Below are 12,689 nucleotides of genomic sequence, written 5' to 3'. Positions count from 1 at the left end.
CTCCTATTTTTCAATCGCTCCTGTCCAGCTATTCATGCCTGGCACGATATTCATCAATTGATGAAATCCTTTTTCTTTTAACTTTTGCGCAGCTAATTCACTTCTTCTGCCTGAATGACAGATCAGGTAAATGTCCGTCTCCCGGCTCAATTCCTCCGCACGTTGTTCAACCTCACCAAGAGGAATATGAACAGCTCCTGGAATATGCCCCGCCTCGTATTCATCCAGCTCTCGCACATCTAAAATAAACAAAGATGGATCTTCTTTTACCTTCTGTTGAAACATATTCAAAGACATTTCCGAAATCATGGACTTCCCTTCTTTCTCTTGTTCTCCGCCCTTACGAATCAAATGATGAAGCACCTGGCCTTCTACTTTTGTTCCTAAAAATTCGTGACCGGCACTTTTTGACCATGCCGCTAGATCCGCTGCTGACCCTTTATCGGTAGCCTGCACTTCAAGTACGTCTCCTGGTAAGAGCTCATTCATTTGTTTTTTTGTTTTCACAATCGGCATCGGGCATGCCAGTCCTTTTGCATCTAAAATGACAGTTGGTTGCTGCATGTCATGTCCTCCTTCATATAGGGGTGGGGGTATATTTTGTTGCGCATTTAATACCAAGCATTCATGCCACCCTTGATGTTTGTAATCTGAGTAAATCCTTGCTTCTTCAATATTTTCGCTGCCTGCATACTTCTCATCCCGCTTTGACATATCACATAAACCTCTTCATTTTTCTCAAGCTGATTAGCTCGATTCTTCAAATGAGGCAACGGGATGTTTTGAAAGCCTTTGATATGATTTGTTTGAAATTCACTAGGAGAACGCACATCAATGAGCTGTTGACCTCTGCTTTTCAGCTTCTTTTTCATATGAGCTGCATCCATTTGCTTCACACCTCGAACCGGCAGAAAGCGGCTCACGAGTAATCCAATTACGATGATGAGTAAAATCGTCTGCACCATCCTGCTTCACCTCACTAGATAAATAAATTCACACGTCCAATTTCAGCCTCTGCTAAATATGCCGCTACACCAGCATATTGAATGTCATCTAATAATTCTTTCTCCTGTAATCCTAAAAGATCCATCGTCATTGTACATGCCACGAGGTTAATATCCTGCTCCTTCGCCATCTCAATGAGCTGCGGCAAGGTCATGGCATTGTGCTTTTTGATCACATGCTTAATCATTTTCGGTCCCATTCCCGCAAAATTCATCTTGGAAATCCCCATGCGATCAGCCCCGCGCGGCATCATCTTGCCGAACATTTTTTCTAAAAATCCTTTTTTCATCGGTACCATCTCATCCTTACGCAAGGCATTCAGTCCCCAAAACGTATGGAAAATGGTCACCTCATGATCATAAGCTGCTGCACCATTGGCAATAATGTAAGCTGCCATCGCTTTATCATAATCTCCACTGAATAACACAATCGTCGTGCGTTTTTTCTGTTCTTCCATTCTGCTCCTCCTTCAACAATTACCTATGGGGGTATATAAAAATAAAAAATATATACATATACCGGTAATGGTATATTACATTAAGTAAAAAAATCCGTCAACCTCCAAAGGCTGAGGAATTTCTTACCGGCTTTTCACCAATAGCTCAACTGCCTCTTTCACAAGACCTTCCGTATCTTTGCCTTGTTCAAGACTTTCACGAACACATTGCTCAAGGTTTGTACTCACAATCACACCCATTGCCCGATCAATGGCATTACGTGATGCAGACAGCTGCGTGACCACCTCGCGGCAATCCTTGCCTTGCTCCATCATCGCAAGAACCCCTTTAATCTGCCCTTCAATCCGGCGAAGACGATTCTTCATCTGCTGATTATACTCCATGAATAAGGACTCCTTTCTATTCTTTCTAGATAGTATACCCTAAGAGGTATTTAGTCAAACATGATGATATTAAAAAAGAAGAACTACTGATATAAATGTCACAGTAGCTCCTCATTTTTAAGTACTTTAACTCTCCTTAGAACGGGTAAATGTAGATTTCAAGTCTACAGGATAATATATTGTTATAAAATATCATTCCATTTCGGTATCACTTATTAAATCATACTTAGTTAGATAAATTCCTCCAACTACTGAAAGAACAATACAAAGAATAGGTACTATAATTAGTGTAATACTAATAGAGACAACTGGAGATAAACCAAACATAGGGTGCCTAATCAGCATAAATTCATTTCCAAGCAGCAGTGGGTTGTCTGAGAAAATTGAAAGGAATAAAATACAGATACAAACTATGAAACTATAAATTGTTTTAACAATTAATGATAATAAGGCATAGATAAAGGTGAAAAGAAATGTCCCAGCTATATTTAAGAGAATTGAATAAACAATAATTTGACTATAAGAGAATTGGAATGAGGAATATCTTAAAATACTTTCACCGTAATCTGTCAAGTTATTTACTGTACCTCCACTCAATTTCCATACAACCCAGGTTAGGGAAAATATTAATATGTAAAAGAACAATATTGCAGTACAACAAAATAATAGTTTGCTTACCCACAATTTAAATATTGACTTTGTTCTAACTCTAATAAATGCACTATGGGCAAATAAATCTTCTTTTATAAAAGTATTGACCAATATTGCACCACTTAATTGAAATATAATCCATCCAAAGGGAAATTCAATTGTTTGTTGTTGAACAAGTTCAAAGGGAACTCCCGCAAAGGTTTTACCAATAACATCCCAAAACGCAACATTACTTTTGGATAAACTAATATGCAGAAAGTAAAGGTAGTATAGAAAATTAAATAAGCCTAGAATAACTATAATGATAAAGATCTTTGCAGTTCTATGAAACCCAAGAATCATATCTCTTTTAAAAAGTAATAATAAACCAATCATGCATAAAACCCTCTCTTATCAACTAACTAGAACATAGCATAACATAACGTTTAAGTTAAAAAAATGCAAAAAAAGGTGTATTTTTCTTTATTTTATTGTATAATCTTCACGTGCCGGTACAAATTATGGTTTTAGTGGGGAAAAATAGTGAAAAAGATATTTACATTTTTTTTAATTTTATTAATGATATCTTTGATTAGTGCTTGTCAATCAAATAAGTTCAATAACACAATAAAAGACAAAGCTCCAGATCCTTCTGTAAGTATAAAAGATTTGGATAATAGTACAAAGGATGAACCAAAACTATTCTATTTTGATACTGAACAAAAGCAAAGTCTTTTCAAAGTTATATTTTGGGAAAACCTGAAAGAGGACCGTTATTATCAAGGTCAGATTAAGAATAATGATGTCGCAATTGAGAATGTTTTCAAAGGAGAGGACCTCGAAGTTGGACCACTTCCTAAAAATTATGAATTAGCGATGACCTTTAGTCAAAAAGAACCTACCCCAACAAAAATTTTAGGAAAATTGAAAGATGATAGGGGTATTACACATCAATGGGAGCAATCTTATGATATCCCAGATGCTGATCACGATTTTTTAATTAATTTACCAAAATTCAAAGGTCAGAAAGCAGAAATAGCATTAAGAATGATTTGGCTAAATAAAGATAATAATTGCATAGGTGTTGCAGATAAATATTTTGTTGTAAGTAAACAGTGAGGAGAAGACCGTTGAAAAATAAAATAATCATTACCCTAACTTTAATTCTAGGAGTAACCTTTTCTACTATAGGAATTGTGCATGTCTATGCAGGAGAACCAAGTGGCAACTATAAAGATACTAATTATAATTTTAGATTTCTAAAAGGAAATCCATATGATGAGACAACATCTAGAACAAAATTTACTAAATCCTGGTATTATATGAACAGTGAAAAGAATAATACTTCTTATGTAGCCTGGGCCAGATCTAAAGGAAAAGATGTTTCAGATGGCCACTATTATACAATTAAGAAAAATTATAAAGGAGTACAACTCCTATACAATTTGGCAGTTGAAAAAACATTCTTGGGAATAGGATATCCGCCTGTTTCGATTGGTGCTAAGAAGAATGCAGCTGGTTATGCTAATGGCGTATGGAGTCCCGATTACGATCGAAACAGCCCTTGATTCTATTAGGCTCTTTAAATTCAAAAGAGAGCTATATGACACAGCGACTCAGAATTAACTGAGTCGCTTCTACATTTATTTTTAAATAAACGAAATGGAGAGATACATGTTTTATTTGCTTATATTACGATTAATAAAACGCCCATCTTTTTACATATCATTAGCCATAGGTGCAATTCTAGCAATTGCATATTTTTGGACAGAAGAAATGCCACTAAAAGAACATTTAGAACTTACTGGAGGAATTTCTTTTACCCCTTATACAAAATGGATGGGGATTGGTGGAATATCAGATTATCCAGCACTTTACATGTTCTTATTACCAATTTTAGCAACACTTCCATTTTCAGATCTGTACTCAAGAGATCGATCAACTGGTTTTATTCGCTTTTTAATTATTAGAGGAAAACAAAAACAATATTTCTTTAGTTTGTTTCTTATAAACTTTTTAGCAGGTATGCTCACAGCTGTCTTTCCTCTATTATTAAATATTTATTTGTCTTTCATGAGACTTCCAAATATAAAACCTGATAGAGCGATTAACAATGAGATGCCTTTAGACTCTGATAATACTTTCTTACCAGATCTATATTATACACATCCCTTTGTTCATATGCTTTTATATGTAATATTGATTGGTATTTTCTCTGGTATGTTCGCAAGTATAGCTTTGGGATTTGGAATGTTTATTAAAAAATCATTTGTTGTTCTAATTACACCTTTTGCAAGTTTATATGTCATAAACATGGTACTTTCAACACTAGGGCATCAGGAAATGATATCAACAAGCTTCTTGCAACAACAGGCTACAGATGGTGTGAGTCTAGCAAGTCTTGTTTTACACTTGTTTATCGGATTTATGTTAAGTTTTTCATTATACATTCTAGGGGTTAAAAAGAATGTTATTCATTAAAGAACTACATATCGTTTTACTCGACATATACCGTTATAAAGTGCGATTATTCATTTGGTTTTTTTGTTATTTGCTCTGTATTTTATATTTAGTCAAAGAAAGTTTACCGCAACATGGAATAATGGGAATACCACAATCTTTAAATTTATTTTTCTCTTCCTATACATTTATTTTTCCCGTATTACCCCTTTTTCTAATGTTTTTTTCATTTGGAATCGTACCTTTTTTTGACTCTTCTCGTTTTGTTCGTTATCAAAAAAGAGAAAAAGTATTTTTATCGTTATTATTACGTGTCTTTTGGATCTGTCTAATATTCACTCTCATATACCTAATCGGTGGTTTCCTTCTGGGTGGCTTCCTGTCAGGAAGGTGGGACAACGTTTGGCTGTCTACAAAAGGAGCTCCGTACTTAATATATGGCGATCAACTACCTTTAGATGAATACTTTTCATCTAATATCATGTTAATTAGATATCTGATTACAAGTTTATTGGTATTCTATCTGATCGGATTATTTGTTGTGGTTTGCTATTTGTTAAGTAAAAATTATATATACAGCTTTATTATCATTTCATCTACTTTCATTCTTGATAAAATGCTTAATATTTATTTTGGTTTTTCTTTCATTAATGACTCTCTGTCATTAGAAATGACATCTTGGCTTATACCAGGTTTATTTTCTAGAATGATTTATTTATTTAGTGGTTTTGGATTACTTTTTACTTTTCTTGCATATAAAATTTTTATCAAACAAGATTTTTTAAATGAATACGGTATTGATCATGAAAAAGAATGTTAATCGAGGTGAAACTCATGTCAGAAGAATATATTAAAATTGAGGCATTAAACAAATTTATTAAAAAAAACCACGTCCTTAAGAATATTAACTTATCATTAAAAAAGGGGAATATTTATGGTTTTCGTGGACCTAATGGATCCGGAAAAACAATGTTGTTTCGTGTATTATCCGGATTAGTAAAACCAAGTGATGGAAAAGTAACTGTAGGTGGGAAACAATTACACAGAGACATCTCATTTCCCGAAAATGTTGGAATATTAATAGAGTATCCTGGTTTTATCCCAGAATATACTGGTTTTGCTAACCTAAAATTACTCTCTATGATTCAGAATAAAATTAACGATAACGAAATTTCTGCTGTCATTTCTCGTGTAGGGCTTGATCCAAATGACAAAAGAAAGTTTAAAAAGTATTCTCTTGGAATGAAACAACGTTTGGGAATAGCTCAAGCAATTATGGAAAAACCGGATTTGCTCATTTTAGATGAACCTACTAATGCTTTAGATGAGAAAGCAGTCGAAATAGTACATCAATTACTCGTAACATTAAAAAATGAAGGTAAAACAATTTTGATCGCTAGCCATGATAAAGAAACTCTTCAAAAGGTTTCAGATACGATTTATGATATTGAATCTGGTGAAATTATAAAAGAAACGATTGTTGATAGGGATAAAGAAAAATGAGAAAAAAAGTAATAGTAATTTCAGTAATGACTATAATTTTTATCTTAATCAGCATGTTCCGCTATCAACAAGTGAATAGTGAATACTCCAAATATAAAGTAACAGAAAAAAACCTTACGACAAATGAAACATTTGAATTTCTAAAAATAAGTCATACGTTTAAAAAAGCTAAGAAAATTAATACCATTGATGAAATGAGAAATAAAATAACTGAATACCGCATACCATTTACATTAAAAAATCAAACAAACGATAAACTACCCCTCCATCCTGAATTTTATAGAATGATGAGGGGAGAGGAAGAAACCCAGACAATAGATTTTATTAATAATAAAACAGGGAAAAGAATTAAAGATATAAATCCTCATCAATATATAAGCGGTACAGTCACCTTTACATTTGGAAATAATGGTGAGAAAAATTTAAAAACTCCTAAACTCCATATGATTGGGAGCGATGGAATATCAGTTGAAAAATTCATTGTGAAAATTGATTACTTCAAGTAACATATACTATTCATATTAAAAGAAATACGTCCTATTGTCCTCTTCTACTTTTAGAGGATTTTTTTATATAAAAAGACGAAGTTTCGCTAAAGGTAAAGTACGCAGGAAATTAATATATGAAAGCAGGTGAACTCATGACAAACAAAAAATGCTCAACCGATTAATCACTGAAAGTCGCCATATCTTCTCCAACAAGCCTATAATCGGGTCAACTGGTACACATGGTCAGACGAAGGATTCAAGAAAGCGAAACGCGAAAACAAACCAGTTTTCGTATCGATTGAGTATGGATAACCAAAGGAACTTGTCACTGATAGCATAGGATCTATTTTATATTAAATACACTCAATAACTTCATCCAAACGATAGCTAGCTTTCAATCAAACGTTTTAACTTAAGCTCAGTTTCAGTATCCTCAACTGGAGTATAGACACTGCATCTTAAATCAGTATCCCCATACACTTGTAATGAAGTGAGATTAAACAACATTTTACCTGCCTTAGCATGACGAAATTCAATTAATACTTCAGGCGCATAGCTGATCTCATTTTCATTCCATATTTTACGAAACTCAGGATATGCCTGCTCCATTTCTTCTATAAATTGCTCATACCAGTCATCAGCCACATACTGTCCATAATACGTTCTAAATATGGCGATATATCCTCTAACAAAATGCTCCCAATTCACGGCTAAACTTTTAAATTCCTTTCTTGCGAATAGTAAGCGTATGATATTCCTTTCTGCCGGGATGATCTGTTCAAAGTCCAAAAAGACATTAGCTGCTGCTTGATTCCACCCAACAATCTGACTTCTTCTATCAGATATAATTGTTGGACAATAACGAAGCTCCTGCAAAATTTTCACTAAAGCCGGACTGATTTCCTTCTCATCCTCAATGATAAAAGATTGTTTCACACCTTCCTCTAACGCTAAAGCGTACAAATATCTTCTTTCATCGTTATTTAATTGTAATGCTCGAGAAATAGCATCTAATACCGAAGTAGAAACTTTTATATCTCTGCCTTGTTCTAACCATGTATACCAAGTAAGACTCACACCGGCTAGTTGAGCTACTTCTTCTCTTCTAAGTCCTGGTGTTCTTCTTCGGGTTCCTACAGGTAAACCAACCATTTGGGGCGTAATTTTCGAACGCTGATTTTTGAGAAATTCTGATAATGCTTGAAGTCTTGTTTCAGGTTTCATAAAGAGCTCCCTTTAAAATATTATTAATTATACTAGGATAAACAACAACTTGTAATAGGATAACACAATGGCTAAAGTTAATAAAAACAAGGAGGGAATGATCATGAAAAGAGTTGTCATTACTGGAATGGGAGTTATTTCTCCACTAGGAAATGATATAGATAGCTTTTGGAATCAACTAGTGAAAGGACAATCGGGAATATCTCTCATTGATTCTTTTGATACGACTGATTATAAAACAAAAATAGCTGGAATCGTTCGTGATTTCGATGCAGATGAAATATTGGGGAGAAAAGAAGCAAAACGATTAGATCGTTTTAGTCAGTTTGCCTTAGCAGCAGCCGAACAAGCATTAAAAAATTCAAAATTACAGTTAGACCATGTTGATCTTGAACGTTTAGGCGTATATGTTGGTTCAGGAATCGGGGGCATAGAGTCGCTTGTTAATCAAGTGAATGTATTAGATAAAAGAGGCCCCTCGAGAGTAAGCCCGAGTCTTGTACCCATGATGATTTCAAATGCAGCTGCTGCCCAAATCAGCATAAAATTAGGGGCACAAGGGCCATCAATGTCACCAGTCACTGCTTGTTCTATTGGGAACACCTCTATCGGTGAAGCTTTCAATGCGATCCGAAATGATGATGCAGATATTATATTTGCCGGTGGAGCAGAAGCTGCCGTCTCACAGATATCTTTAGCTAGTTTTGGAAACGCACATGCACTATCTACTAGAAACCAAGATCCAAGTCGAGCCAGCCGTCCATTCGATACAGATAGAGATGGATTTGTTATGAGTGAAGGTGCAGGTATCTTAGTATTAGAATCATTAGAAAACGCTATTCTTAGAGATGCGCCGATACTATGTGAAGTTGTGGGGTACGGAGCTAGTTCAGATGCTCACCATATGGTAGCATCACACCCAGAAGGTAAGGGTGCCTACTTAGCCATGAAAAAAGCATTGAGAAGTGCAAATATATCAACAGATGAAATCGATGTTATTAGCGCTCATGCAACAAGTACACAAGTAGGGGATCGTTCAGAAGTTCTAGCTATTAAGACATTATTTGGTGAACGTTCCCGTGAAATTCCAACAACGGCGAACAAGTCAATGACTGGGCATATGTTTGGTGCTGCCGGTGGAGTAGAAGCAATTGCTTTAGTGGAAAGTTTGAGACGAGGAATGATTCCACCCACTATTAATGTAGAGAAGCAAGATCCAGATTGCAACTTAGACGTTGTATTAGAAGCGAGACAGCTTCCTTTGAAATACGGGCTATCCAATTCTTTTGGTTTTGGAGGACATAATTCAGCCATCTTGTTAAAACATTACAATTGAAGTAGTTAAAGATGAAATAAAGAATCGATCAAGGGTTTATAGCCCTTGTTTTTTTCATTTTAGGAATACCTTACAGACAAGTTATGACGTGCCTCAGCAATCTGATATATTAAATGGAGAAAAGAAAATACGAAAAAACATTTAGAAAGCAGGTGACCCATGCCAAACAACCAAGCACCCAACCCACTCATCACTGAAAAATCACCATACCTCCTTCAGCACGCCCACAACCCAGTTCACTGGTACCCGTGGGGGCAAGAAGCATTCAACAAAGCCAAGCGTGAAAATAAACCAGTGCTTGTCAGCATCGGTTACGCCACTTGCCACTGGTGCCATGTCATGGCACACGAAAGCTTTGAAGATCAACAAGTCGCTGACATCTTAAATGAGCATTTCATTTCGATTAAAGTCGATCGTGAGGAGCGTCCAGATATCGACTCGATGTATATGTCTGTTTGTCAGATGATGACGGGGCAAGGCGGCTGGCCGCTCAACGTATTTGTAACGCCTGATCAAAAGCCTTTTTATGCGGGGACGTACTTTCCAAAGAGAAGTGCATACGGACGACCGGGCTTCATAGAAGCACTGACACAATTGCTGGATGCGTACCATAACGATCGCGATCATATCGAATCATTGGCAGAGAAGGCGACAAATAATCTGCGGATCAAAGCAGCAGGGCAGACGGAAAATACGCTCACCCAAGAGGCGATCCACAAAGCCTATTATCAGCTCATGAGCAGCTTTGATACGCTGCACGGCGGATTCGGCTCTGCGCCAAAATTTCCTGCACCTCATATGCTTTCATTCTTGATGCGCTATTATGAATGGACTGGGCAGGAGAATGCGCTATATGCAGTCACGAAAACGTTAGATGGAATGGCAAATGGCGGTATATACGACCATGTCGGTTCAGGCTTTTCTCGTTATTCAACAGACGAAAAATGGCTTGTGCCTCATTTTGAAAAAATGCTGTATGATAACGCCTTGCTGATGGAAGCCTACACAGAAGCGTATCAGCTCACTCAACAACCTGAATATGAAAAGCTTGTCCACCGGCTGATCCACTTTATCAAGCGAGATATGATGAATCCGAGTGGCTCCTTTTATTCAGCGATAGATGCAGATTCTGAAGGGAAAGAAGGACAATATTACGTCTGGTCAAAAGATGAGATCATGACTCATTTAGGCGAGGACCTCGGTGCATTATTCTGCGCTGTCTATCACATCACAGAAGAGGGGAACTTTGGAGGGGCGAACATCCCTCATACCATTTCAACCTCTTTTGATGACATTAAAGCCTCTTTTTCGATTGATGACCATACGCTACAGTCTAAGCTGCAAGAAGCCCGGCACATTTTACAATCTGTCAGACAGCAGCGACCTGCACCGCTTGTCGATGACAAGGTGCTCACATCATGGAATGCACTGATGACCTCTGCGCTCGCCAAAGCAGGAAGGGTATTTGGTGCAGAGGAAGCGATCCGTATGGCGAAACAGGCGATGTCTTTTCTAGAAACACACCTCGTCCAACATGAGCGGCTCATGGTCCGCTATAGAGAAGGAGACGTAAAGCATCTCGGCTTTATCGAGGATTATGCGCATATGCTAAAAGCGTATATGTCTTTATACGAAGCGACCTTTGAATTAGAATGGCTGGAAAAAGCAACAGCCATTGCCGAGAACATGTTTGAGCTGTTTTGGGATAAGGAAAAAGGGGGCTTTTTCTTCTCAGGATCAGATGCGGAAGCGCTCATCGTTCGAGAAAAAGAAGTATACGACGGCGTCATGCCTTCTGGTAACAGCACCGCACTCAAGCAGCTTCTCATGCTAAGCAGACTGACCGGACGTCAGGATTGGCTGGACACATTAGAACAAAAGTTCAAAGCCTTTTATGTCGATGTCTCTTCCTATCCAAGCGGGCACACAGCGTTTCTGCAAGGGCTCCTCGGTCAATATGCAACGAAAAGAGAAATCATCATTCTCGGGAAAAACGGCGACCCTCAAAAAGAACAGCTTTTACAGGCGCTTCAAAAACGATTCATGCCCTTTGATATCATATTGACTGCCGAAACAGGGGAGGAATTAGCAAAACTCGCGCCCTTTACAAAAGATTACAAAACGATCGATGGCAAAACCACCGTGTATATTTGTGAAAACTACAGCTGCCGCCAGCCAATCACCAATATCGACGAAGCGATGGAACAATTATTCCGCGATTGAGTCTGTCATAAGATGACTATGAGAAGACAAAATGAGGACAAACAGATAAAAAACATGTCAATCCGCTAACAAATTGTCTGTACGGTTTTATTTTTCCTAAAAAACGGTTAGAATGCGCACTAGATGTTCTCATACCGAAGGGAGAGAAAATGATGAAAAAGGTATCATACACACTCATCGCTTGTTTGTTATCTGTTGGGCTTGCAGCCTGCTCGTCAAACGATGCCAAACAAGATAAGCAAAACGACTCAGCTAAAAACAAGGAAACAACACAGGCTGACCAAAAAGAACAGCAAAAGCAAATGGAAGAGATGCAAAAGAAATTAGACGCACAAAAAATCGATGATCAAAAGGTCGTTGCGACCGTCAACCAAGACAAAATCACAGGTAATGAATATAATAGCGCTCTATCAACCATTCAAGGACAGCTTCAGCAATCTGGGCAAGACCCAACATCTAAAGAAGGCGCAAAAGCAGTTAAGAAACAAACCATTGATGCGCTCGTAGGTCAAGAGCTTATCCTGCAAGATGCTGAGAAGAAAGGCATCAAAGCCTCTGACAAGCAGGTAGATAAACAGCTAAAAGAAGAAAAGAAACAATTCAAAGACAACGCTCAATTTGAAGAAGCCCTTAAGAAAAGCGGACTCACAATGGATCAGCTGAAAAGTGACATTGCCGACAGCATCAAATACAGCCAGTATGTCGACAAAGAAATCAAATCAGCCTCCGTCTCTGAAAAGGATGTTAAAGCGTACTATGATCAATACGCAGATGAAATGAAAAAACAAAAGCAAAAAGCACCAGAGTACAAAGAGGTTAAATCACAAATTAAAAAACAGCTAGAATCCCAAGAAAAGCAGAAAGAAGTACAAAAAGAAATTGAAAAACTAAAGAAATCTGCGAAAATTAATGTGTCTCTGTAACAGCTAAGAAAAATCCGCCATTGTGCGGATTTTTTTCGTTACTTGATGAACTATTT

Annotated in this window: 15 protein-coding genes and 2 pseudogenes; 11 read left to right on the top strand and 6 right to left on the bottom strand. The window is 37.0% G+C overall.

Features of this window, described 5'->3' with window-relative positions; all coding sequences use genetic code 11:
- Positions 1–3: 3 nt before the first annotated feature.
- The 5 genes from MHH41_RS01295 to MHH41_RS01275 form a co-directional block, all read right to left on the bottom strand.
- Complete coding sequence (locus tag MHH41_RS01295) at positions 4–564, bottom strand: sulfurtransferase TusA family protein (RefSeq protein ID WP_310427367.1); 561 nt, start codon at positions 562–564, stop codon at positions 4–6.
- 47 nt (positions 565–611) lie between these two features.
- On the bottom strand, positions 612–965 hold the full coding sequence (locus tag MHH41_RS01290; RefSeq protein WP_335365082.1) for a rhodanese-like domain-containing protein: 354 nt from the start codon (positions 963–965) through the stop codon (positions 612–614).
- 14 nt (positions 966–979) lie between these two features.
- Positions 980–1,462 carry a DsrE/DsrF/DrsH-like family protein gene (locus tag MHH41_RS01285; protein ID WP_012008766.1) on the bottom strand — a complete coding sequence of 161 codons (483 nt, stop codon included), beginning with the start codon at positions 1,460–1,462 and terminating at the stop codon, positions 980–982.
- Between the two features lie 123 nt (positions 1,463–1,585).
- Positions 1,586–1,846: a metal-sensitive transcriptional regulator gene (locus MHH41_RS01280; protein ID WP_003217059.1), complete on the bottom strand. Its 261-nt coding sequence runs from the start codon at positions 1,844–1,846 to the stop codon at positions 1,586–1,588.
- Positions 1,847–2,038: 192 nt separating this feature from the next.
- Positions 2,039–2,872: a hypothetical protein gene (locus MHH41_RS01275; protein WP_251191206.1), complete on the bottom strand. Its 834-nt coding sequence runs from the start codon at positions 2,870–2,872 to the stop codon at positions 2,039–2,041.
- A 147-nt stretch (positions 2,873–3,019) separates the two neighbouring features.
- Between MHH41_RS01275 and MHH41_RS01270 the strand changes: the two genes are divergently transcribed.
- The 7 genes and pseudogenes from MHH41_RS01270 to MHH41_RS18750 form a co-directional block, all read left to right on the top strand.
- Positions 3,020–3,595: a hypothetical protein gene (locus MHH41_RS01270; protein WP_322000276.1), complete on the top strand. Its 576-nt coding sequence runs from the start codon at positions 3,020–3,022 to the stop codon at positions 3,593–3,595.
- Between the two features lie 11 nt (positions 3,596–3,606).
- Positions 3,607–4,044, top strand: coding sequence for a hypothetical protein (locus tag MHH41_RS01265; RefSeq protein ID WP_322000278.1), 438 nt, complete (start codon positions 3,607–3,609; stop codon positions 4,042–4,044).
- A gap of 106 nt (positions 4,045–4,150) precedes the next feature.
- Positions 4,151–4,957: a hypothetical protein gene (locus MHH41_RS01260; RefSeq protein ID WP_105927953.1), complete on the top strand. Its 807-nt coding sequence runs from the start codon at positions 4,151–4,153 to the stop codon at positions 4,955–4,957.
- Positions 4,944–5,756 (top strand): hypothetical protein, encoded by an 813-nt coding sequence (locus MHH41_RS01255; protein WP_251191209.1) that lies wholly within the window; start codon positions 4,944–4,946, stop codon positions 5,754–5,756. Before MHH41_RS01260 ends, MHH41_RS01255 begins: the two co-directional genes overlap by 14 nt.
- Positions 5,757–5,770: 14 nt before the next feature.
- Positions 5,771–6,439 carry an ATP-binding cassette domain-containing protein gene (locus MHH41_RS01250; RefSeq protein WP_099679424.1) on the top strand — a complete coding sequence of 223 codons (669 nt, stop codon included), beginning with the start codon at positions 5,771–5,773 and terminating at the stop codon, positions 6,437–6,439.
- Positions 6,436–6,945 (top strand): hypothetical protein, encoded by a 510-nt coding sequence (locus MHH41_RS01245; RefSeq protein ID WP_322000281.1) that lies wholly within the window; start codon positions 6,436–6,438, stop codon positions 6,943–6,945. Before MHH41_RS01250 ends, MHH41_RS01245 begins: the two co-directional genes overlap by 4 nt.
- A gap of 225 nt (positions 6,946–7,170) precedes the next feature.
- Positions 7,171–7,239 (top strand): annotated as a pseudogene (locus MHH41_RS18750) (DUF255 domain-containing protein); the annotation flags it as partial.
- A 75-nt stretch (positions 7,240–7,314) separates the two neighbouring features.
- Here MHH41_RS18750 and MHH41_RS01235 read toward each other — a convergent pair.
- The gene (locus MHH41_RS01235; RefSeq protein ID WP_251191211.1) at positions 7,315–8,151 is read right to left on the bottom strand and encodes a helix-turn-helix transcriptional regulator; all 837 of its coding nucleotides are present in this window, start codon (positions 8,149–8,151) and stop codon (positions 7,315–7,317) included.
- A 103-nt stretch (positions 8,152–8,254) separates the two neighbouring features.
- On the opposite strand from MHH41_RS01235, the gene fabF reads away from it, so the two are divergent.
- From fabF to MHH41_RS01215, 4 genes and pseudogenes are all read left to right on the top strand, one after another.
- Positions 8,255–9,487, top strand: coding sequence for a beta-ketoacyl-ACP synthase II (gene fabF, locus MHH41_RS01230; RefSeq protein WP_340865418.1), 1,233 nt, complete (start codon positions 8,255–8,257; stop codon positions 9,485–9,487).
- 159 nt (positions 9,488–9,646) lie between these two features.
- A pseudogene (locus MHH41_RS01225) lies at positions 9,647–10,138 on the top strand (thioredoxin domain-containing protein); the annotation flags it as partial.
- A gap of 84 nt (positions 10,139–10,222) precedes the next feature.
- On the top strand, positions 10,223–11,710 hold the full coding sequence (locus MHH41_RS01220) for a thioredoxin domain-containing protein (RefSeq protein WP_340866658.1): 1,488 nt from the start codon (positions 10,223–10,225) through the stop codon (positions 11,708–11,710).
- A gap of 152 nt (positions 11,711–11,862) precedes the next feature.
- Positions 11,863–12,633, top strand: coding sequence for a SurA N-terminal domain-containing protein (locus tag MHH41_RS01215; RefSeq protein WP_061406581.1), 771 nt, complete (start codon positions 11,863–11,865; stop codon positions 12,631–12,633).
- The last annotated feature ends 56 nt before the right edge of the window (positions 12,634–12,689 follow it).

This window comes from Bacillus sp. FSL K6-1145 (assembly GCF_038003425.1).
Classification (GTDB): Bacteria; Bacillota; Bacilli; order Bacillales; family Bacillaceae; genus Bacillus; species Bacillus pumilus.
This window is presented reverse-complemented; position numbering and strand designations above follow the sequence as displayed.